General features: G+C 57.9%; 20 protein-coding genes. 9 read left to right on the plus strand and 11 right to left on the minus strand.

What is annotated here, in order from left to right:
* Position 1: 1 nt before the first annotated feature.
* The 4 genes from AC2FH2_RS14085 to AC2FH2_RS14100 are packed head-to-tail and all read right to left on the minus strand — an operon-like array spanning position 2 to position 7023.
* Complete coding sequence (locus tag AC2FH2_RS14085; RefSeq protein WP_142638506.1) at positions 2 to 2050, minus strand: hydroxysqualene dehydroxylase; 2049 nt, start codon at positions 2048 to 2050, stop codon at positions 2 to 4.
* Positions 2043 to 2870, minus strand: a complete 828-nt coding sequence (locus tag AC2FH2_RS14090) for a DUF3237 domain-containing protein (RefSeq protein WP_496824028.1) — start codon at positions 2868 to 2870, stop codon at positions 2043 to 2045. The genes AC2FH2_RS14085 and AC2FH2_RS14090 overlap by 8 nt, the downstream gene beginning before the upstream one ends.
* 14 nt (positions 2871 to 2884) lie before the next feature.
* The gene (locus tag AC2FH2_RS14095; RefSeq protein ID WP_496824029.1) at positions 2885 to 3766 is read right to left on the minus strand and encodes an encapsulin; all 882 of its coding nucleotides are present in this window, start codon (positions 3764 to 3766) and stop codon (positions 2885 to 2887) included.
* Positions 3767 to 3819: 53 nt separating this feature from the next.
* Entirely contained in the window at positions 3820 to 7023 is a 3204-nt protein-coding gene (locus AC2FH2_RS14100) for an adenylate/guanylate cyclase domain-containing protein (protein WP_496824031.1), read from the minus strand.
* 448 nt (positions 7024 to 7471) lie between these two features.
* On the opposite strand from AC2FH2_RS14100, the gene AC2FH2_RS14105 reads away from it, so the two are divergent.
* The 6 genes from AC2FH2_RS14105 (at position 7472) to AC2FH2_RS14130 (ending at position 11888) form a co-directional block, all read left to right on the plus strand.
* Positions 7472 to 7906, plus strand: coding sequence for a hypothetical protein (locus AC2FH2_RS14105; RefSeq protein WP_282027674.1), 435 nt, complete (start codon positions 7472 to 7474; stop codon positions 7904 to 7906).
* Positions 7903 to 8568, plus strand: coding sequence for a MotA/TolQ/ExbB proton channel family protein (locus AC2FH2_RS14110; protein ID WP_271951788.1), 666 nt, complete (start codon positions 7903 to 7905; stop codon positions 8566 to 8568). Before AC2FH2_RS14105 ends, AC2FH2_RS14110 begins: the two co-directional genes overlap by 4 nt.
* On the plus strand, positions 8561 to 8926 hold the full coding sequence (locus AC2FH2_RS14115) for a biopolymer transporter ExbD (RefSeq protein WP_246097257.1): 366 nt from the start codon (positions 8561 to 8563) through the stop codon (positions 8924 to 8926). Before AC2FH2_RS14110 ends, AC2FH2_RS14115 begins: the two co-directional genes overlap by 8 nt.
* Before the next feature lie 4 nt (positions 8927 to 8930).
* Entirely contained in the window at positions 8931 to 9308 is a 378-nt protein-coding gene (locus tag AC2FH2_RS14120) for an ExbD/TolR family protein (protein WP_496694295.1), read from the plus strand.
* Positions 9305 to 10438 (plus strand): energy transducer TonB family protein, encoded by a 1134-nt coding sequence (locus tag AC2FH2_RS14125; RefSeq protein WP_496824034.1) that lies wholly within the window; start codon positions 9305 to 9307, stop codon positions 10436 to 10438. Before AC2FH2_RS14120 ends, AC2FH2_RS14125 begins: the two co-directional genes overlap by 4 nt.
* A gap of 442 nt (positions 10439 to 10880) precedes the next feature.
* Positions 10881 to 11888, plus strand: coding sequence for a porin (locus AC2FH2_RS14130; protein ID WP_496678480.1), 1008 nt, complete (start codon positions 10881 to 10883; stop codon positions 11886 to 11888).
* A 60-nt stretch (positions 11889 to 11948) separates the two neighbouring features.
* Here AC2FH2_RS14130 and AC2FH2_RS14135 read toward each other — a convergent pair whose 3' ends face one another.
* From AC2FH2_RS14135 to AC2FH2_RS14155, 5 genes are read right to left on the minus strand one after another with little or no spacing between them, the layout of a single operon-like run.
* The gene (locus tag AC2FH2_RS14135; RefSeq protein ID WP_496824036.1) at positions 11949 to 12491 is read right to left on the minus strand and encodes a DUF3833 domain-containing protein; all 543 of its coding nucleotides are present in this window, start codon (positions 12489 to 12491) and stop codon (positions 11949 to 11951) included.
* Positions 12488 to 13105: a DUF3833 domain-containing protein gene (locus tag AC2FH2_RS14140; protein ID WP_496824038.1), complete on the minus strand. Its 618-nt coding sequence runs from the start codon at positions 13103 to 13105 to the stop codon at positions 12488 to 12490. Before AC2FH2_RS14140 ends, AC2FH2_RS14135 begins: the two co-directional genes overlap by 4 nt.
* Entirely contained in the window at positions 13102 to 14325 is a 1224-nt protein-coding gene (locus AC2FH2_RS14145; RefSeq protein ID WP_496692816.1) for an MFS transporter, read from the minus strand. The genes AC2FH2_RS14140 and AC2FH2_RS14145 overlap by 4 nt, the downstream gene beginning before the upstream one ends.
* Positions 14325 to 14870, minus strand: coding sequence for a hypothetical protein (locus AC2FH2_RS14150; protein WP_496702461.1), 546 nt, complete (start codon positions 14868 to 14870; stop codon positions 14325 to 14327). The genes AC2FH2_RS14145 and AC2FH2_RS14150 overlap by 1 nt, the downstream gene beginning before the upstream one ends.
* Positions 14821 to 16155: an NAD(P)/FAD-dependent oxidoreductase gene (locus AC2FH2_RS14155; RefSeq protein WP_496824040.1), complete on the minus strand. Its 1335-nt coding sequence runs from the start codon at positions 16153 to 16155 to the stop codon at positions 14821 to 14823. The genes AC2FH2_RS14150 and AC2FH2_RS14155 overlap by 50 nt, the downstream gene beginning before the upstream one ends.
* 178 nt (positions 16156 to 16333) lie before the next feature.
* Here AC2FH2_RS14155 and AC2FH2_RS14160 point away from each other — a divergent pair, with 178 nt between their 5' ends.
* Complete coding sequence (locus AC2FH2_RS14160; RefSeq protein WP_496786911.1) at positions 16334 to 17059, plus strand: SDR family NAD(P)-dependent oxidoreductase; 726 nt, start codon at positions 16334 to 16336, stop codon at positions 17057 to 17059.
* Between the two features lie 34 nt (positions 17060 to 17093).
* On the opposite strand, the gene AC2FH2_RS14165 is transcribed toward AC2FH2_RS14160, so the two are convergent.
* Entirely contained in the window at positions 17094 to 17381 is a 288-nt protein-coding gene (locus AC2FH2_RS14165) for an I78 family peptidase inhibitor (RefSeq protein ID WP_142638533.1), read from the minus strand.
* A gap of 130 nt (positions 17382 to 17511) precedes the next feature.
* Between AC2FH2_RS14165 and AC2FH2_RS14170 the strand changes: the two genes are divergently transcribed.
* Positions 17512 to 18624: an S-(hydroxymethyl)glutathione dehydrogenase/class III alcohol dehydrogenase gene (locus AC2FH2_RS14170; protein WP_496694302.1), complete on the plus strand. Its 1113-nt coding sequence runs from the start codon at positions 17512 to 17514 to the stop codon at positions 18622 to 18624.
* A gap of 95 nt (positions 18625 to 18719) precedes the next feature.
* The gene (locus tag AC2FH2_RS14175) at positions 18720 to 19445 is read left to right on the plus strand and encodes an NYN domain-containing protein (protein ID WP_496694303.1); all 726 of its coding nucleotides are present in this window, start codon (positions 18720 to 18722) and stop codon (positions 19443 to 19445) included.
* A gap of 9 nt (positions 19446 to 19454) precedes the next feature.
* Here the strand turns inward: AC2FH2_RS14175 and AC2FH2_RS14180 are convergent, their stop codons facing one another.
* Positions 19455 to 20393 (minus strand): DMT family transporter, encoded by a 939-nt coding sequence (locus tag AC2FH2_RS14180; RefSeq protein WP_496690284.1) that lies wholly within the window; start codon positions 20391 to 20393, stop codon positions 19455 to 19457.
* Positions 20394 to 20426 lie beyond the last annotated feature (33 nt).

Raw genomic sequence — 20426 nt, forward strand, 5'->3', positions numbered from 1 at the left:
GTCAGCCCTTCTGTGTGATGATGACTTTGCGACCGGACGTGTCGGTTGGCGGTGAGGTCGCCTCAACAATGCCGATCGCCAGATCTTCGGCAAAGTCCGCGCCGGGGATCGGTGTGTCCCGGCCCGGCAGATGCGCGGCCATCAGATTATAGAGCTCAGGAGGTGCCGCGACCATGCGCAACGCGTCCGAGATCGCAGGGTCTTCGACAATTCCGCCGGGCTTGGAGTATTCGGCCGTTAGCGGACCAATCGCGGCCAGCGGTCCTTGCCCACCACGTTTGGTGCCGGTGGCGTCTTGTCCCATGCGCAAAGCGGCCTCGACAGCGATGGCAAAGCGTTCATCCCAGGGCTCACCCGCCTGATATCGGGCATAGTCATAGGCCCGCAGGGGTTGCAGGATGTCGGGCTCATGCAGATCCCAGATTTCACAGGGCTGCGCCTCAGAACCACTGCGCCGTAGGATGGCATTGACGGCTCTTCGGGCAGCCTCATTTGCGCCTTCCATGGTGGCCAGGTCGGTGTTGGTCCGGACGTAGTCGGACGCAAGCATAAAGTTCGGAATCAGCGTCGCCGCTTCGGGCCGCAGCCGCCAGCTGTTAATGCGGTTTACCAACAGCGGTTCGACATTGCTTTCTCGGGCAGGATGATCGGGGTCCTCAACGATGTCGGGATCCAGGAACCAATAATGCAGTTCTTCATCCCTGAGGACGATGTTGCCATCAACGTTCAGGCTGCGTTTGAGCTGTTCCCAGACCTCTTTGGCGATTTCTTCACGAGAGCTGTCGCGCGCGGTTTTTCCGTTCGTGCCCGGCTTGTCCCATTCGGAAATATCGACCGAGAGCAATCCCTTGGTCTTACCATCGGCCCAGTTTTCAAAATCTATCTGGGACCAGAATTGTTTTTGCGAAACAGCCGTCAGCGCCCAAGGGCTGTCGATAAAGATCACATGGCCATGGGCTAGTTCAACATCCTTGGTCAGGTAAAACTGTATGCCATTCATCCATTGCACGTCTTCGGCAAGCAATGGCAGCTTGGCCAGACCCGGATCTACCTTTGTCATGGCCGGCGTCACCAAAGGTGCAATGCGTTCAATGGGCAAGGCGCTGATGAACCAATCACCGGTGACCTGCTTTTGCGTGCCGTCCTGTTCAACCGTGGCGCTGGCAATTCGGCCGTTTCGGCATTCAATCCCGGTCACCTTGGAATCGAAATGGTACACCACACCCCGGCTTTTCAGATATTCCAGCCAAGGCTGAATCCAGACCAGATTGGTCGGCCCGTTCAGCAGCCTGTTGCTGGTCGCCTCGGGTGTTGCGATCCCAAGCTGCAGTTGAATGGCGACATCGCCAACGGTCTTGGTGCTTGCGGTTGTCGCTTTGGCCGCCACCAGTGATCGGGTCAGGCCGATTGCCAGAAACTTCTGATAGGCCTCGGACCGCTCCGCGGCGCCGATGAATTCCCACCAACCGATACGTTCATACTCATCGAACCGGCGCTCTTTGCACGAGGTCGCTATGCGCCACATGCAACCAAGGAAATGTTCGATATCCTCAAAGTCGATTTCGTTGCGCGGCGAGATTGTATAGGCAAAGGTCTTGAGCGCATTGGCGACCTCTTTTAGCGATTGTGGAAACCGCTCGGGTACGATGATACCGGGGTGGTCGAACTGGCTGACCAATACCTGGGTTGTCGGAACCAGATTGTCGTAGCAGGTGCCCTTGTCATAATAGGGCGTGCGCGACATCGTATTGGTGATGTGCCGGTAGAAGTTTGGGAAGAACCGGAACCCATGTTCACCGGGCAACCAGGGGCGTTTGACACCGGGTGGCAGGTCATAGCCGTGCATCCCGATCCAGTCTTTCAGCGCTCTGATATGTTCCTCTTTCGAACCGTGATCGTCTTCGCCTTCAAGCACCGGAATGCTGCGGGCCTTGCCGCCAGCGATAAGCTGGCGCTCGTAGACTTCGACTTCGAAACCCCGTTCGATCAGCTCATGCGCGGCGCTCATCCCGCCGACGCCCCCGCCTAATATGACCACCTTTTCAGCCATCGGATGTTCCTTTCGCGGAATAGACGTCAAATCGCAGGGTGATGTCGGACAGGCTGGCCTCTCCGATCCCGAAACCCTGCAAACGGTTGATCCACATATAACGCGGATTCGAGGTCAGATACCGGGGTGCCAGCCGAACCGGGGCACTGGGTGGCAGCTTGCCCTTGGCAAGGGCGGCATAGCCATCCGTACCGAAATCGCAGATCCCGGTATCGTCGAACATGACCGGGGCACCGCCGGTTGTCGGATTGATAAGCGCCTTGGCATGCAGAATACCCACGCCATCAGGGCGCACGCGCATCCAGTCTCCGCCCACGGGCTCGATCGTTCCGTTCAGTTTCGGGCCGGTCACGGTACCGCCTTCTTTGATCGCAAAATGCAGCCATATGCCATCGGGAGTTTCACCCGATGGGTTGAAGTTGCCCGAAAACGGCACCTCAAAATGGGCGATATGATCCAGCACCGGACTGGATGTCTCGTGTTTTGGCGCGCGATCTTCTGGTTTCGGTGCGACCGCGTTTCCGGGGTCATAATCGCGCCCGCCCGAGGTCAGAACCGGCCGCCAGGTCATCTGTTTTCCCACAGCGGGAACGGGCAGGGCCGCTGCAAATTGTTGCAACCCCGTTTGTTGATCCTGACCCAGTGGCCACCCACGGACAGCCCGCTCAGGTCCGCCGCCTTCGCGATAGAACAGGCGCAGCGTGTCATGCGGAGATATCGCAGGCCCGGCCTCAACCAGAACCCGCTGTACCCCGGTGGCTGCCTGAAAGGCGGCCTCGGACCAGCGCAGGGTGACCCCGCCGTCGCTGAATTCCCGCATACCCATCGCGCCGGTCAGCACGTGATGGTCGAGATAGCCTGAGCTTCTTTGATCCTGAGGCGGAATTTCTGCTGAACGCGGAAGATATGATCGCCATCTGCCGAGGTCTGCAGATATTTGACCGCAATGTCAGAAGGTACAACAATCTCAACCGGTGCGCCCTGCAAAGACACCAGCACGGCCTTGTTCACCGGAAATGCGCCAGACCGCAGCAGCGGCCCGTCCAGAAATGGCAAAATGCTGTCGCGGGGCAGGACCATCGAGTTTTCCATCGGTGTCGTGACCGCCTGGAACAGGCCGTTACCCATCACACAAGCATAGGGTCCAAGATGACCCAGGGATTCCAGTTGACTGATCCCCGCAACCACGGCCTCGAAAACCTCGGGGCCGGTAGGCTTTTTCTTGGAACCGCTGGAAATGGGTTGTGCCTCCCCCGCTTCCAGCAGGCCTTCGTATTTTCCACCACCGCTTACGGTATAAACCGGGGGCAGCGTGACGGGTGTGCCGGGCGCGGGTTGGGGGCCTTCACCGGTGCCGGCCTGACCGTTAAAAATGATCTCATCCTCAACCCGTGCGACAATGGCAGCCGCCCGGCGGAACATAATCAGCGCGGCGGCCAGTTCGGGATCTGCAAGCTGTGCGCCTTTGACATGGACGTTCACGGACACTGTCGACAGCCGCGTCGTATCAAAATCATTCACGCCAAAGCGCATCTTTGGACCGGTCGCTTCGGGAACCAGTTCAAGCTTGTTCAGAGGAACCGATTGGGTATCAGCCGGTAGCGGGCCGTAGAGCGGCAGAAAACTGGCAGCAATACGCGCGCGCAACGCTTCATCGTGGACGGCCTTGTTCACAGCGTCCCACTGCTGCTGGTCCAATTCAAGTGCTTCGGTCATCGTCTCCCCCTTCTGGATGGCACTGCGCGGTTAAATCTGGCAGCTATCTAATTTCATAACGTTTTAGCAAGTTTGTTCAGGCAATCCAGAGCGCGTTTCTCTTGAACAACTGCCCCGATGTCACGTGCAAGCTGCAGGGCTTGATTTGCCTCGGTGACAGCTTGGTCAAGGTCGCCACGGGCGGCCAATGCTTTAGCGCGCACACGGTGATATTCCGGCTTGTTCAACATCTCTCCACGCTCCCACCCGGGCGTGCAAACATGTTCAAGCCGGTTCAGGGCGTCCTCGATATGACCCTGATCTATCAACAGCTCGGACAGGACAATCTGGTTTTGCGGGAAGGTAAAGTTGCCGCCAGCCTGGGACACAAGGTCCATATAGGTCCCGACACGAGCAGCCCCCCCGATCACGTCACCTTTGCCCGCCTGAGCCAGACCCAGATAGATATCCTGCATTGCGTGAAGATACAGGAACCCTTCTTCGTCCGCGATCCGACGCGCTTCGTTCATCGTATCGTCCAGCAAGTCCCATTCGCCCGCATACGGAAGGAACATCGACGACGCGCCCATAATGTAAACAAGGTTGGGGGCGTGTTCGAACGGCTTGCTGATTTCGATCGACTTCAGGCGGGCCTCTTCGGCCTCGTCGAATTTGCCAAGCTGCCACAGAAGACAGCCCTGAATGGCAAAGAACGACGCGCTGGTCGAGGACTGGGTCATCGGCATCATGGCCATGTCAAGCTCGGGCGTGATCAGGGCAAGGCCCCGTTCAAGCTGTCTTTCGCAATCGGCGAACTCGCCGCGGAAATAATGAGTATAGCTGAGCGCTCGAGCAGCAAGGACGTTTGTAACCGGATCCGGTGCAAGGCTGGCCATGCCGTCAAGGGCCTGCGCCATCTCAAGTGCGCGGTTCATCTGGCCCGACACAAAGAAATGCGTCCATCGGCAGAAGGTCGCGGCAAACAGGGTTTCGCCCGCACCCAGCGCCTGTGCAAGATGCATCGCACGGGCTGCGGTCTGCCCAACCTGTGTGGATGACCAACCGTGTATCGCCATGAACGCAGGCAACACATTCATCTGAACGCCAAGCTCTACCCCATCTCGTTCGGGACCGCCGGGCATCGTTTCGATATTGCGCAATGCGGCCTGAAAAGCGGCAATCGCCGGTAGGTTCGCAAGGCGGCTGAGGGCCTGTTCACCCGCCAGAACCCAGTGGGTAACAGCCTCGCCCTTAAGACCGCCTAGATCGCAGTGATGCGCCACGGTATCCGGTGTCGGGTTACCAAAAGCCTTGTGACCGGCCAGCAATTCTTTGGCGATTTTCAGGTGAATCTGTTCCCGGTCTTCAAGTAAAAGCGACTGGTACGCTGTGTCCTGCACCAGCGCATGGTGGAACGTGTAAGTCGGCGCCCCGGCTTCGCTGGTGATGGATACCAGACCTGCACCGATCAGTTGGATCAATGCCGATTCCACATCCGTTTCCTTGGGCGCTACCGCATGGATCATCGCCGACGTGAAGCTGCGGCCAATCACGGATCCCAACTGCGCTACAGGTCGCGCATTTTCCATCCGGTCCAGCCGCGACATCAGCGAGTCATGAAGAGTTGCGGGGATACTGAGGGTTCCCATTACCCCGGCGTCGATGGGCACGTCCTGCGGCAGTTGATCCAGAACCGCCTTGGTCATTTCCTCGATATAAAGCGGTACACCATCGGCTTTTTCGACAATCTGTCTGACCAAAGTGACCGGCAGGCTGCGCGGTACGGCAACACGGCGCACCAGTTCAGACGCTTCGAGAACCGAAAGAGGTGTCAATTCGACGATTGACGCGCGGCCTTCAAAATGTTCCGGAGGCTCGTATTCAGGGCGGTGCGTCAGAACCACAAGGATGGGCAACTGATCCAAGGCGTCGATCAGCGCGTCCAAGGCATCCAGCGTGGTTGCGTCCGCCCAGTGCACATCTTCGAATACCAACAGCAATGACCCGCGTTCATCGCAGATGCTCCCGGCACAGCGGATCAGCAAATCCAAAGATTTGCGGGCTTTCTTGATCGGATCGGGTTCGACCGGAGCGTCAGTTTCAAACCCGGCCAAATCCAATAGCAGCGCAGCATCTTCTTCGGTCAAACGAGAGGCGTTTTTCGCGTATTCCCTGATCGACTCGGTTACCTTGTAGGTATCAGTCTCATCCCCTGCAAACCGCCGAAGCTCGGCACGCAGCGGGTGCAGGGGCAAACTGGCAAGATGCGGGACACATTGCAGGGTCATAGGCCTTTGTCCCAGCGTTTTGCTGAGGGAATTGATCAGCCGCGATTTCCCGATACCGGCCGGGCCACCAACCAGCGCAACCTGACCCGATCCGCGCAGCACATGATCCCAAAGCCCTGTCAGGCCGGTCAGGTCGTCTTCGCGGGCAACCAATTTGACCGTCGACTTGCCGGTGCGTGCGTCGAACCGGCTGGCGGCGATCTTTTCGTCAATAACGCGGAAGACCGAGCGCTCACCATCAAATCCCTTCAATTCGTGATTGCCGCGCGGTTCAAAGTTAAAGGCCCCTTTTGTCAGGCGCCATGTCTCGGACGAGACGACAACTTCACCGGGATTGGCCAATCCCTGAAGGCGTGAGGCAAGGTTGGCCGTTTCGCCAACAATGAAATCCTGTGTTCCCAGGCTGGCAGAGGAAACAACCCCGACAACGACAACTCCGGTTGCGATTCCCGCGCGCAGGTCCAGGTTTTCACCGAACTTGTTTTCCAGATTCTGAACCGCTTCGATGGTTTCCAAAACTGCACGCACCGCGCGCTCGGTATCATCTTCAGTGGCTTTCGGATATCCGAAATACATCATGATGCCATCGCCCTGCTTATAAGCCAGGTGGCATCCGTGTTGTTTCATCGTGCCGATGGCGGTGTCCAGATACAGATTCATGATCTGCATCAGCTCTTCCGGATCATGCCGCTGTGCTAATTGCGTGGACCCGACCAGATCGCAGAATACAAGCGTCAGCTGTCGCCGTTCGGCCACGCGGGACATTGCGGGTCTGTCGGACGCTTCCTGAAGCTTCAGTTGTGCCTGTGTTTGCCGAAAACGTTTCCTTTGACCGACAGTCAAACCCAGATCTCGAAGTTCCGGGTCTGTCAATTCGTCCAATATTACGTCGTCTATCCCTTCTTCGAGAAACCGCGCGCTGAAGTCATGTAGATCGGCGTTTTGCAGAATAGTTGAAAGGCGTGTGGATTTCCCGATGACAGTCGTCATTGATCAGCGCTTGCCCCCTGGTACTTCTTCGGCACATCGTTGCATGCCTCTTTCGCGTCAATATCGCGCCGAATCCAAAAGATTGACGTGGTATCAGACCAATTTGGTAACAAGTGTGGCAGATGTCAGGCCGAATTGCTATGATATTGCGGTCAAGCCTCCCAAATGAATGGTTTTGTTGTCAAATCGGAACCAGCCCGGTGTGGTCGCACCACGCAGACGCAATTTCGGTCGGTCCGAGGTTAATTGGCACCAGGTACAAGGCCTCAGGGGTTCAGGTTAATCCGGCCGGAAACCAGTGGCCTGACCGGATGGCCGTAAATATGCCGGTTGGTCACAAATGCGTCGCGAGCCCTTTCGCGGGCCATAGCTCTTGGATAAAAGAATAACGCGCCAGCACCGAAACGCCGGCCTTCGATGTCTTCATTGAATTACCGGGAGAAAACCTGTGACGTCTTTCCGCCTGGCGAAACTAGCGATCCTTTGTCTTGGCATTCCAACCATGTCCCCTGCGCAATCCGCCGAGGACCCAAGCGCTGGGCTGTTGATGGAACTGAACAATTTGCAACAGGTCGATGGCAACTGCCGATTGTCATTTCTGTTGCAAAATCAGACCGGTGCCGAGATTGAGGCCGCCAATTATGAAACCGTGATCTTCAACGCTGAGGGCAATGTTGTCAGCCTGTCGCTGTATAATTTCCGCGATATTCCTGCGGGACGTCTGCGGGTGCGGCAGTTCAGCATCGCGGACATGAGCTGCGGCGATGTTGGCCGGATTCTGATCAACGGATCCAATACATGTACGGTCGAAGGCGCCGAAAGCGATCTTTGCGACGAAGCCCTTACGCTAAACAACCGAACAGATGTGGAGTTTCTCAGATGAGCCCGCTTGATGCTTTGCGTGAAATTGTTGCCCTTGGCGGGCCGGTGGTTGCGGTCCTGATCGCCATGTCGATCGTGACGCTGGCCGTCACGCTGTACAAGCTTTGGCAGTTCACCGTTTCCGGTGTCGGTCGGCACAAGATCCTGTCCCAGGCGCTTGCGGCCTGGGATGCAGGTGACACGCAGGCCGCAAGGGCCAAGCTGGCGGAAAGCCGCAGTTATCTTGCGCCGCTAGTCAGCACTGCCATGGATGCGCCCATCATGCCCGGGCTGGACCAAAGGCTGGATGCCGAGGCCGGGTTGGCCTTGGCGGGCCTTGAACGCGGCTTTCGCCTGCTGGACACCGTGGCACAGCTGGCGCCTCTGCTGGGCCTGTTCGGCACCGTCCTTGGCATGATCGAAGCGTTCCAGAGCCTTCAGACTGCCGGATCGTCGGTTGATCCCTCGCTGCTTGCGGGCGGTATCTGGGTAGCGCTGGTCACCACAGCGGTTGGTCTGGCCGTGGCGATGCCGACCTCGATGGTTCTGTCCTGGTTCGAAAGTCGCACTGCGCGCGAACGGGTTTTCGCCGACAAGGCCTTGAGGACCGTTCTTGTTCCGGGGCGGGGATCGTCAGACCCTGCCCAGATGGCCGCTGTCCCAACGACAGCAGATCATGCGTAATCGGGCACCATTTGTGCGACGGCCAATGTCGATGACGCCGCTCATCGACATCATTTTCCTTTTGTTGCTTTTCTTCATGCTGACTTCGACCTTCTCGAAATATGCCGAGATCGAATTGAGCAGTGCGACCGGCGGCGCCTCGACCGACGAAGTTACGGGTCAGCGGGTGTTTCTGCAGCTGGGCTCAGAGCGCCTGATCCTGAACGGCGTTCCGGTCACATTGGACGAGGTGGTCGAGCAGGTGAACACCGGGCAAGTCCTGGTCAGCCTTGACCCCGATACAACCTCGCAAAGGCTGGTCAATCTGCTGGTGCGGCTGCGTGGGCGCGACGGGTTGAGCGTTCTGGTGTTGGAGTGAGGCGATGATCCGCAATCTTCGACCCCGCCGCAAACGCGATTCGACCATTGCTTTGATCAATGTCGTGTTTCTGATGCTGATCTTCTTTTTGATCACCGGAACGATAGCGCCGCCGCTGGATCCGGATCTGCAACTTGTGGATACGTCAGAACTGGATGGCAGTGAGCCTCCCGACGCATTGGTTCTGCACAAGAACGGATTGCTCAGCTTTCGGGGCCGCCCGATGACCCCCGAAGTTTATATGGCCGGTCGCGAACCCGCGCCGGTGCGCATCGTGCCCGACCGTGAAGCACCGGGCCACCGCCTGATTGAGGTGACGGGGACTCTGCGGCGGTTGGGGGCGACGTCGGTCTTTGTAGTGACCGAAAAGGCGCTGGAATGATCAGACGCTCGGTTGTCATTGCGGCTATTGCGGTCCTGGTGTCCCTGTTAATTCACTTAGTCGGGTTGAGCGTGACGGCGCCCCGTCTGACTGAAACCACGGAACCTGCAGGCCCGGCCGATGCCATCGCGCTGGGCAATGAGTTCGAAGAGATTGCCGATGTCGTTGCGGACCCGGTTGAGCCCGAGCCCGCCCCCGAATCCGAACCGGAACCGGAAGAGCCGCTGGAGCCCGAACCGGCACCCGAACCCGAAGAAGTGCCGGTCAGCGAAGCATTGGTCGCCTCTGATAACCCTCAACAGGTCCCTTCACCCGATCTGGGCAAGTCCGAAATCGTGCGCCCGGTTGTGACGGAAACGGTTGAGCCGTCGGAAACCACATCTGAGACACCTTCGGACGCAAATGAAGCCGCCAGCCAGGACGAAGATTCCACGCCTCAGGCCGAACCCAGTGAGCAGGCCGAAACACCCGAAGGAGTGCCCGAGGCCAGCCCGGTGCAAGCCGAAGAACAGGCAGCGGTTGACCCGGCCCCGGCCGAAGTTCCCACGCCCGAGCCATCGCCGGTTCCCGACATACCGCTGATAGCTGACATACCCGACGTCGACATCCCACTTGTCGAGCCCGAACCCGAACCTGAGGCGGAAGAAGAGACAGCGACGGCACTAACCTCTTCGGTGCGTCCGAAGCTACCGGATCAACGACCTAGTTCCAAACCGCAGGGCGTCTTGCCGGGCTCCAACGATTTCAGTGATCTGCGGTTCCCAGAGAAAGAAGTCGAATCCCCGCTGTCGCAGTACAAACGCGCGGGAATTGACCCGTTCACACGCGGCAACACCAGTGCAGGTTCAGGGGGAAGGGGGCCAGGCAATTCCACCAAAACCAACTATGCTGGCCGTGTGCTCATGCATCTGAACCGGGCGCCTTTGGTCTATGTTTCGGCACGCGGTTTCGCTCAAGTCTTTTTTCAGATCAACCCGGATGGCACCTTGGCCTTTGTCGATGTGGTCGACAGCTCTGGATCCCCCGAAGTCGACCGCGCTGCCAAGGCGCAGGTTCGTGCGGCGTCACCTTTCCCGTTGCCCCCTGGCGGTGTCAGCCGCAGCCTGTCATTTTTCTATAACAGCAACTAGCATATGGTGCCGTAGCAGGATCGCATCCGACCCGAAGCGCGGCTGGGCATTATGCTGTGTGACTGGGCGTGCTCTTGGGCGTGGCAATTCCCGGAATGCGGACTCTCAGATTGCGACTCACCTGAAATTGGGCTGCAGTCACAACAGGGGTAGGGACCGAGAATCCCTGAATCATGCGACCTGTCAATAATTCCCGGTTTAAAGAGGTGGTCTGGCTTTTTTGCGTTCAAATTTTTGTAACGTTTCCAATGAGCGAACAAAGTGCTCGAAAAGCTTGAATATCTACGCCCTGCGGCCTTTTTGCCCGGTGCAAAGTGGCAACACCGTTGCAGGCAGAGGGCGTGGAAAATCCCGTCTCGCTATTGTGCCCATGTTGAAATTATTCGACGAATTTAGCCGCCGCTTCGGTGGCACTACTCCTCTCAAAACTTATGGATTAACCATGAAAAACGTACTCATCGCATCGACCGCGCTGATTGCAACCGCCAGTGTTGCTGCCGCGGAAGTCAAATTCAGCGGCTATGGCCGCTTTGGTCTGGGCTATGAAGAAGACCGTTCAGCAACCACCACCACAACGACCGCGTCTGGTGCGGTCAATTCAAACAACGCCTCGACCGACGATACCATTTTGGTGTCGCGTTTTCGTCTGAACATCGACGCCAGTGCCGAAACAGATGGCGGCGTTGAATTCCAGGGCCGTGTTCGTCTGCAGGCGGATGACGATTCAAGCACCGGCGAGCAGAACGAAGCTGGCCTGAATGGCGCCCGTTTCTCGGTTATCTATGGCGGCCTGCGTGTTGACGCCGGTAACGTTTCGGGTTCGTTCGACAACTTGGATGACTACTTCGGTACCGAGCCGGGCCTGGAAGAATTCCTGGGTCAGTATTCGGGCGTGAACTATTCCTTCCTGGAATACAGCTCAACCGGCACGGGCGCGAATGCTGTGTTCTTCCGCTACACCGTTGGCGATCTGGCATTCTCGGCATCCTATGACCAGGACACGAAATTCCTGGGCGCAGGCATCACTGACGACCGTGATCGCTGGGACGTAAGCGCATCTTACACCTTCAACAACTTCACCGCCTCGCTGGCATATGGTGAAACTGATGAAGGCGCAGGCGTTGACAAGGAAAGCCTGACTGTTCTGACCCTTGGTGCAGAACTGGGCGATTTCTACGGCACCCTGTTCGTGGCTGACGATGACGTCAACAACGACGCCGAAGACGGCACCGCTTATGGTTTCTCGGTCGCCTATGATCTGGGTGCGGCAACCACGCTGCAGCTGGTTTACGGTGACGGTTCGGCTGACGACGACACCCGCAACATCGGTGTTGGCGCCATCTATGACCTGGGCGGCGGTGTATCGCTGCGTGGTGCAGTTGGCGAGATCAAAGACGGCGACGACGACGGCAAGATCCGTGCCGACTTTGGTGCTCAGTTCAACTTCTAAGCTGATCTGAACCAGATTGATCTAAGGGCGAGCCTTCGGGTTCGCCCTTTTTCTGTCTGGCTATTTCTTTTCAAAGAACAAAATGACCTCACCCAGCCGGATGCCATAGCGCGAGACATAGGCCCGGTTCAGCAGCCGGTCATCGCTCAGCAGCCACATCCAGTCATCGAAATCGACCCGCATGGTCCCATCCTTGACGGGCAGGTCGATCTTGTAGGTCCAGTTGAACGTATCGCCGCGCTCGATCCCGCTGGCGGTGCCCAGCACGCCGGGGGCTGTGCCGGTCCAGCTATCCTTGCCGGTTTTGGTCAGGGTCCAGACGCGCTGCTCGGTTGCGCCGTCGTCATAGACGAAATCCTCGATCAGGGTCAGCGTCTCGCCATCCCATGTACCATTGATATCAACAGTGAACCGGCGTGGCACATTGCCCAGAACATCCTGAAATTGACCATAGGCCACAGTCTGACCCTCAAAGAACTCTTCCAGGTTCAACTGCCGATCGGACAAAAAGGTCTTGGGGGTTCGGGGTTTCGCGGAGCAGGCAGCCAGAACGGTCAGCCCCAGAACAGCAAGGCCAGCGATGAAAACACGACGTGGTTTCATTGCAGCACCCGTGTTTCAGCGGCGGTGTCATGGCCATTCGCCCGGTCCAGATAGGCCGATTTGGTGGAGGGCGCCGGGCGCATGGTGGCTATCAGCTCGGCGACTTTGATGCCGAACTTTCGCATCTCGGACCGGTTCATGATCACGCCACTTTCCGTCAGGTACATCCAGTCGGTTACGTCCAGCGTGTGTCCCCCTGCGTCCTCGGGCAGGATGATCATGTAGGTCAGCTTTACGGTCGAGCCCGAGACCGTGCCGCGCCCTTCGCCCACAATGTCATCTGCTGTCGCGATGAATGTGTTTCCTGTGCCCAGAGTCAGATACCATTTGCGGGCCATCTTCTTGCCGTTGGAATAGGTGAAATTCTCGGTCAGGGTGCCTGTGTTGCCGTCCCATTCCCCGACCATACGGGCGACAAAGCTGTTCGACATCTTACCGTCGGGGCCATAGATCAGCCCTTCGGACAGGATCTCCCCGTTCAGGTTTTCCGTCATCTTAAACGCGGGGCCGGTGCCGCTGTAATCCTCAGGCGATTGGGCCCTAAAGCTGAGATAGCGCCCCTTTGCAATGGACAGGGCGAAGATGATGAGCAGGGCTATAGCAAGTAGTTTCATTTGGCTGAGACCTCAGTTGGCAGCGTCAGGACCATTCCAAACGCGCCGAGTTTCAGGATGCAGGGCAAAATGGCATAGGCGAGGTTGAGCGTTCGCAGCGCCTCGGCTGAATTTGCCTGTCCCGGGGTGAATCCGCTGCGTTCCAGCAATGGCAGGGTGAAAAAGGCCGCCAGGGCTAGCCCCAGCTTGCCCGCGAAAGACCAGATGCCGAATGCGGCGGATGCGTTCAGACCTGCGCGTGTCAGAGCGACCGAGAACATGGCCGGCAGCACCACCATATCCGCCCCAAGTGCGGCGCCCGATGCAATGCAGATCAGGGCGAACCCGGCAAGGCTGCCGGTTGACAGCGTCGCGGCGCTGACAAAGGCCGCAATCGACAGCGGCATGGCGATCATTAGGGTCTGTTTCGGGCCAATCCGATTGCTGAGCCGCGCCCAAAGGGGCACGCTTGCCCCCGCGCTGAGGAAGAACAAGATCAACAGCGGTCCTGCCATGCCTGGCAGTTGCAGCCGGTCTTCGACAAAAAACAGAAACAGAGTCGAGGTGATGGCGACCGGCAAGCTGTTGATCAGCGCAAGAACCAGCAGGCGCAAAGCACCGGCATCGCCGAGCCCGGAAAAGGTCAGGGCTTGTCCGGTTATCGGCGCGCGTCGCCAGATCGGGGCCGTCAGGACAAAGGTCAGAATGGCGATGAGGCCCAAAAACAGCCCGAACGCAGGATAGCCCTGCGCCTGCGCGCCAAAGGCGACAAACAGCGCGGGGGCACTTGCGGCAAGTATCACGCCGGTTAGCTGCCCGCCCTCGCGATAGGCGGCGAGTGTCATCAGCTCGGACGGGGTGGGCGTTTTGGCCAACGTGGCGCTGCGGCCATAGAGCAGGATGGTTCCCAGGCTGTAGGCTGAAAACAGCAGGATAAGGATGGCCACCAAACTGGCAACGGACGCGCCCTCAGACAGAGTGAACAGCAGCGGGAAGCCAACCGCCAGCCCAAGTGCGGCGAGGGCAGCAAACAAAAGCTGGCCACCAGGCCACCGGTCAATCGCCCAGCCAATCAGGGGATCCTGCACAAGGTCAACCAAACGGATCAGCAACAGGACGGCGCCGATCACCCCAAGGCCAATGCCCAGATTGACCGCCGCAAAACGCGGCAGGTGAATGTAAAGCGGGATGCCTGCAGCGGCGAGCATCAACGCATAGAGACTGACCCGGGGATACAGCATCACTGACCCTTCAACTGCCGGGTAAAGTTGGCCGATCTGGTGTTGCTGCCAAGAAAGATCGACATGAATGCGCGCGTGATGCCCGGGCTCGACAAGGTGCAGGTTCTGCTGCCATTGCGCCAGAACCCGATCTTGTCCGGCCCCTTCGAGATTGCCAAATAGCTGTCGCCTTTGCTGACGGCCTGAAAACAGGCCTGCAACTGATCGGCGGTTGGAGGCGGGTTGCCCTGTCGCACCATTTCGTCAAGCGTCGACTTTATCAGAGCCTTCTGCGCGATGGATTTGCGGTATGTCAGTTTCAGCCCAAACTCTTGATTCCAGTTAAACGGTGCGCCGCCGGGCGTATAAAGCCTGGCATCGTAAACCGGCAAACCCAGAAACCGGAACGTAGAGCTGCCCAGAACTTTTGGATCGCCCAACCGTTCAGCCAAAGGTGACGCCGCTAAACCGCAGGGCAGCACCATCGCCAGCGCCAGAATGGCCTGGCGCAACAGCTCAAATATCGGCCGCAACAGGTATGGCCGCGATCTGTTCGGGGGTGCCATTGTCTGCTCCGATGGTTTGCGGGCCGCCAGTGATCCGCTCGACGACATGCATGGCGCTGGCAATCCCGTCTTCGTGAAACCCGTGCCGGTTATAGGCGCCCGCAAACCAGGTGCGGTTCTGTCCCTGCATCTCGCGGATTTGCCCCTGTGCCCAAAGTGCGGCCTTGTCAAAAACCGGATGGGCGAATTCGACCTTATCATAGATCTTGTCGGCGGCGATCTCGGATGAGGCGTTCAGCGTCACAAACAGCGGGTCACTGTCGGGAATATTCTGCAGCCGGTTCATCCAATAGGTCACCCCGACATTCCCGGCCTGCGAGCGATAGGTCCAGCTGGACCAGCAGGCCCGGCGTTTGGGCATCTGCGACGGATCGCAATGCAGGATGGCCGTGTTGGGCTGATACCGGATCGCGCCAAGCGCGGCTGCTTCGGCTGGGGTGGCATCCTGGCCCAGAATGGCAAGGGATTGATCCGAGTGGGTGGCCAGAATGATCTCATCATACTGATCCGACTGGCCTTGGCTGTGAACGGTCACGCCTATCTCATTGCGCTGCACCCTCTGAACGGGGCTGGCCAGACGTATTTCGGCCCCGCGGGCACGCAGGGTGGCGTCAATCCGGCGGACATATTCAATGCTGCCGCCCTTGACCGTGTACCATTGGTGCTGATTGGCGCGGCCATTGGCCAGCAGAGCGTGATTGCGAAAGAACTGCACCAGCGACCGCGCTGGGAATTGATCCACAAATTCAACCGGGGTCGACCAGATCGCCCCGCACATGGGCATCAGGTAATTGTGCCGAAACCAGTGCCCCAACCGCAGCTGATCAACCAGCTCTCCGATCGTTGTGTCATCGTCCTTGGCTGCGTCCGGGGCCTCTCTGCCAAAACGCAGGATGTCGGCGATCATCTTGTAATAGGCCGGCCGCGCAAGGTTGCGTTTCTGCGCCGTAAGAGTGCGCAGGTTGTTCAGCCCGTATTCGATGCGCCCGTTGTCGATGGTCGCACCAAAGCTCATCTCGGATTTGTCGACAGGCACGTTCAGCGTATCGAACAACCGTGTCAGGTGAGGGTAGGTGGCATAGTTGAAGACGATAAAACCGGTATCGACCGGCTGATCGCCATTTTTGCCCGCCATGACCGTACGGGCATGCCCGCCAAGCCTGGGTTCGGCCTCAAAGAGTGTCACGTCATTGTTTTCGGAAAGATAATAAGCCGCTGAAAGGCCTGAGATGCCTGCGCCAACTATGGCGATTTTCTTCCTGCCCCTTTGGGTTTCGTCGAACATGATAGCCTCGTTACGTGACGTTTTGATAATGAATACGCAGTCGGAGCAGGATTGGATCATTCAAGACAGGAGTTTTTCAGGTGCGGCTGCAATTTAGCGGCCTCACCGCGAGCAACCGAAGGTGATCCAATCTGGCCGTGTAACCGTATTGAAATAACACAATTCAGAAATGGTCGGCATGAACAGCTTTGACGGGAAAACTTATTGGATAGTTGGCGCAAGCGAAGGTTTGGGTCGTGCATTGGCGCAAGCTCTAAGCAATCGCGGCGCCCGGGTGATCCTGTCGGCGCGAAACGCGAAACGCCTGGATGAAATCTGCAGCATTCTGCCAAATTCAAAAGCCATTCGTTGCGATGTCTCTGATTTAGACTCTGTTCGACGTGCCGCTTCCGCTGTCGGAAAGGTGGATGGCCTTATCTATAATGCCGGGGCTTATGACCCGATGCGCAGCACGGAGTGGAACACCGAGGCCGCTCTTCGGATGTCCGATGTGAATTTTCAGGGCGCTTTGCGGGTTCTGGGCGAAATACTTCCTGGGTTTGTTAAGGCCGGGCAGGGGGAGATCACGCTGATCGGGTCGCTGTCCGGCTATCATGGCCTGCCATCTGCAGTCGGGTATGGTGCCAGCAAGGCGGCTTTGATTTCACTGGCAGAAACCATGCGGCATGATCTGGCGGGTTCGGGCGTCACGGTTCGGATCGTAAATCCCGGCTTCATCAAGACTCGCCTGACCGAAAAGAACAGTTTCCGGATGCCGATGCTGATGACGCCTCAGGGCGCGGCCCAGCATGTGGTTCGGGCAATGTCCCGCCACAGATTCCGCACAGACTTCCCAGCGCCGTTTTCATGGCTGATCCGCCTTGTAGGCTATTTGCCGGATTGGGTGATATATCGCGGAAGATAGGCCCTAACATTGGGGTTTTGAGCTTCTGCCAGGCTTAACCGCAGGTCAGGCTCTGTATGATCCCCGAGCCGTTTACAAAGACGTTCAGCCGGTCGATGCGATAATCCTGTGTGGCGATGTCATCGGGGCCTAAAACGCGCGACCGTTCGGGTAATTGCGACTGAATGGTCGATACAGGCTTGCCAATCGCATCGGCAATTGGCTCTCCTTTGCAAAAGGCCAAATCTACCGGGGTGGGTTCAAGTGGCAGTGGCGCGTCCTCAGGAGCGGGCGACTCCGTACATGCGACCAGCAAAATCAAAACAGGGGTCAAACGGCGCATTGGCGCTCCTCTTTCTGGCAATGTCGTTTCTGTAATATCAAATATTTAGCATTGCTGCCATCAAAGCGCAGTTGAAAAAATCCTGCATTTAACGCAGGGTCAGGCCAAATTTGACTGGGAGAAGTACATCATGCGCACCCGTGCCGCCGTCGCCGTGCAGGCCGGCAAACCTTTGGAAGTGATGGATGTGAACCTCGAAGGCCCCAAGGCGGGCGAGGTTCTGGTCGAGATCAAGGCGACCGGCATTTGCCACACCGACGAATTCACCCTGTCGGGTGCAGACCCCGAAGGCCTGTTCCCCGCCATTCTGGGCCATGAAGGCGCAGGTGTGGTGGTCGAGGTCGGCCCGGGCGTGACCAGCCTGAAGCCGGGCGATCACGTGATCCCGCTTTACACCCCCGAGTGTCGCGAATGTGAATACTGCCTGCATCCCAAAACCAACCTGTGTCAGGCGATCCGTTCGACGCAGGGCCAAGGGTTGATGCCCGATGGCACCTCGCGGTTCTCGACGCTGGATGGTGATCCGATCCTGCATTACATGGGCTGCTCGACCTTTGCCAACCACACGGTCCTGCCGGAAATCGCGCTTGCCAAAGTGCGCCCGGACGCGCCTTTCGACAAGATCTGCTATATCGGTTGCGGCGTGACCACCGGCATCGGCGCGGTGATCAACACCGCCAAAGTTGAAATCGGAAGCCGTGCGATTGTGTTTGGTCTGGGTGGCATCGGTCTGAACGTCATTCAAGGTCTACGATTGGCAGGCGCCGACCAGATCGTCGGCGTCGACCTGAACCCCTCCAAGGTGGAAATGGCCACCCGGTTCGGTATGACCGATTTCGTCAACCCGGCTGAAGTTGAAGGCGATCTGGTGCCCTATCTGGTCAACCTGACCAAAGGCGGTGCAGATTACACCTTTGACGCAACGGGCAATGTCGGCGTGATGCGCACGGCGCTGGAATCTGCACATAAGGGCTGGGGTGAATCGATCATCATCGGCGTGGCACCTGCAGGGGCCGAGATCTCGACCCGCCCGTTCCAGCTGGTCACCGGTCGTTCCTGGCGCGGTACGGCCTTTGGCGGCGCCCGTGGCCGCACGGATGTGCCCAAGATCGTCGACTGGTACATGGAAGGTAAGATCGAGATCGACCCGATGATCACCCACACCATGGGCCTGGACGACATCAACCATGGGTTCGACCTGATGCATAAGGGCGAAAGCATCCGCTCGGTCGTGGTTTACTGAGAAAACCGAAATAGTTTCCGAGGGCGGGCTTTTGCTCGCCCTTTTTGCGTCTTACATTCCTTACCATGAATTAAATTTAAGGTTGAGGATTTCAGGTGACGACAGAAAGGACAGACCGTCTGGCGGTTCTGATCGATGCGGACAATGTCTCTGCAAAACATGCAGCAGAGATTTTCGAAGAAATTGCCACGCTCGGTGAGGCTGGTTTAAGGCGGATATACGGGGATTTCTCGAACGGATCACCGCAGGGATGGGAGGCCAAATCTCTGGCCGAATACGCCATCGTTCCGCATCAGCAATTCGCCAACACATCCGGCAAGAACTCCAGCGACATTGCCTTGGTCATTGATGCCATGGATATTCTGCATTCGGGTCGGTTCAGCGGCTTTGTGTTGGTCTCGTCAGACAGCGACTTCACGCGACTTGCCAGTCGGATACGCGAGCAGGGGTTGGATGTGTTCGGAATAGGAGAACGCAAAGCCCCCAAGGCCTTTGTGGCAGCGTGCAACCGGTTCATCTATATTGATAATATTGAGAAGCCAGCGGCACATAACCCACAGGCCAAAAAGTCCGAAAGCCCAAAGCCAAAGCAAGAGCTGAACCATGCCTATCAGCTTATTCGCAATGTCGTTCAGAATACCAATGATCCGGACGGCTGGACCAGCCTTGGGATTGTCGGAAGTCAGCTGGGTAAGATGTATCCGGATTTTGATTCCCGCTCTTATGGCCACAAAAGGCTGAGCGATCTGGTGCGCGCCATAGACCGGTTTGAAAAGAGCGGCGAAAATGGTGGTCTCAGGATCAGATGCAAAGAGCCATAAAGGCAGGGGTCATTCCCCCGGTCGTGTCGCCCCCGTATCGGATCGGGGCGAACGAACCCGCAGAACCGGGGTGTTGGCTGAGGTGGTGTTCGACCGGCTCTCGCGCCAGACGACGAAGACACCAGATGCGATGATGATGCTGGCGCCGACGGCAACCCAGCCGTCTGGCTTTTCGCCGAAAAACGCCATGCCAAAGATCGTGGCCCAGATGATCTGGCTGTATTGGCTGGGGGCGATGACCCCCGCTGGCGCGGCACGATAAGCCAGAATAATCAGGTGTTGGGCAATGACAGAAAACACTCCGACCAGTGCCATCATGGCCAGATGCAACAGGGACGGAGGCTGATAAACGGCCGGTTGCGCGATGCTCATGACCACTATGGCCAGCAGCATCGGATAAAGGATCAGAACGGCCGAGCGTTCCTCATTGCCGATCTTACGGACCAAAACTGACGCGAAAGCGCTGCAGAACGCGGCCGTCAGCGCCGCCAGATGGCCTAGCGTGATGTCCGTGGTACCCGGGCGCAGAACGATCAACACGCCGATCAGGCCCACGCCAACCGCGGCCCAACGCTGGGCGCGGACCACCTCGCCCAATATGGGGATCGACAGGACCGTGACGATCAGCGGGAAAGAGAACAGGAGTGAATATACCTCGGCCAAAGGCAGGACCGAAAAGGAATAAAATGCGCAGGACATGCCTGTGACCATCAACCCCGACCGCAGCAGGACCAGCCAGGGATGGTGCGGAAGGAAGTTGCCGGTAGAGCGGTCTGTCAGGATTGTCACGGCCATCGGCACAAAGGAAAACAGCGTGGCGAAAAAGATGATTTGCATCACCGAATAGGTTCCGCCCAGCACCTTGATCAGCGCATCGTGGCTGGCAAAGACAGCAAAGCCCAGAAACGCATAGCCAAGGCCCCTGAGGGTGGTGTTTTGAGTGCTCATCGGTCTAGCCTTGGGCAGCGGAATGGTGGGTTC

This window comes from Ruegeria sp. YTSA105, from assembly GCF_059610225.1.

Coding starts and splice junctions, on each gene's coding strand:
- AC2FH2_RS14085 (WP_142638506.1), bottom strand. CDS start 2,050: ATGGCTGAAAAGGTGGTCATATTAGGCGGGGGCGTCGGCGGGATGAGC.
- AC2FH2_RS14090 (WP_496824028.1), bottom strand. CDS start 2,870: ATGCGGGAATTCAGCGACGGCGGGGTCACCCTGCGCTGGTCCGAGGCC.
- AC2FH2_RS14095 (WP_496824029.1), bottom strand. CDS start 3,766: ATGACCGAAGCACTTGAATTGGACCAGCAGCAGTGGGACGCTGTGAAC.
- AC2FH2_RS14100 (WP_496824031.1), bottom strand. CDS start 7,023: ATGACGACTGTCATCGGGAAATCCACACGCCTTTCAACTATTCTGCAA.
- AC2FH2_RS14110 (WP_271951788.1), top strand. CDS start 7,903: ATGAGCCCGCTTGATGCTTTGCGTGAAATTGTTGCCCTTGGCGGGCCG.
- AC2FH2_RS14115 (WP_246097257.1), top strand. CDS start 8,561: ATGCGTAATCGGGCACCATTTGTGCGACGGCCAATGTCGATGACGCCG.
- AC2FH2_RS14120 (WP_496694295.1), top strand. CDS start 8,931: ATGATCCGCAATCTTCGACCCCGCCGCAAACGCGATTCGACCATTGCT.
- AC2FH2_RS14125 (WP_496824034.1), top strand. CDS start 9,305: ATGATCAGACGCTCGGTTGTCATTGCGGCTATTGCGGTCCTGGTGTCC.
- AC2FH2_RS14130 (WP_496678480.1), top strand. CDS start 10,881: ATGAAAAACGTACTCATCGCATCGACCGCGCTGATTGCAACCGCCAGT.
- AC2FH2_RS14135 (WP_496824036.1), bottom strand. CDS start 12,491: ATGAAACCACGTCGTGTTTTCATCGCTGGCCTTGCTGTTCTGGGGCTG.
- AC2FH2_RS14140 (WP_496824038.1), bottom strand. CDS start 13,105: ATGAAACTACTTGCTATAGCCCTGCTCATCATCTTCGCCCTGTCCATT.
- AC2FH2_RS14145 (WP_496692816.1), bottom strand. CDS start 14,325: ATGCTGTATCCCCGGGTCAGTCTCTATGCGTTGATGCTCGCCGCTGCA.
- AC2FH2_RS14150 (WP_496702461.1), bottom strand. CDS start 14,870: ATGGCACCCCCGAACAGATCGCGGCCATACCTGTTGCGGCCGATATTT.
- AC2FH2_RS14155 (WP_496824040.1), bottom strand. CDS start 16,155: ATGTTCGACGAAACCCAAAGGGGCAGGAAGAAAATCGCCATAGTTGGC.
- AC2FH2_RS14160 (WP_496786911.1), top strand. CDS start 16,334: ATGAACAGCTTTGACGGGAAAACTTATTGGATAGTTGGCGCAAGCGAA.
- AC2FH2_RS14165 (WP_142638533.1), bottom strand. CDS start 17,381: ATGCGCCGTTTGACCCCTGTTTTGATTTTGCTGGTCGCATGTACGGAG.
- AC2FH2_RS14170 (WP_496694302.1), top strand. CDS start 17,512: ATGCGCACCCGTGCCGCCGTCGCCGTGCAGGCCGGCAAACCTTTGGAA.
- AC2FH2_RS14180 (WP_496690284.1), bottom strand. CDS start 20,393: ATGAGCACTCAAAACACCACCCTCAGGGGCCTTGGCTATGCGTTTCTG.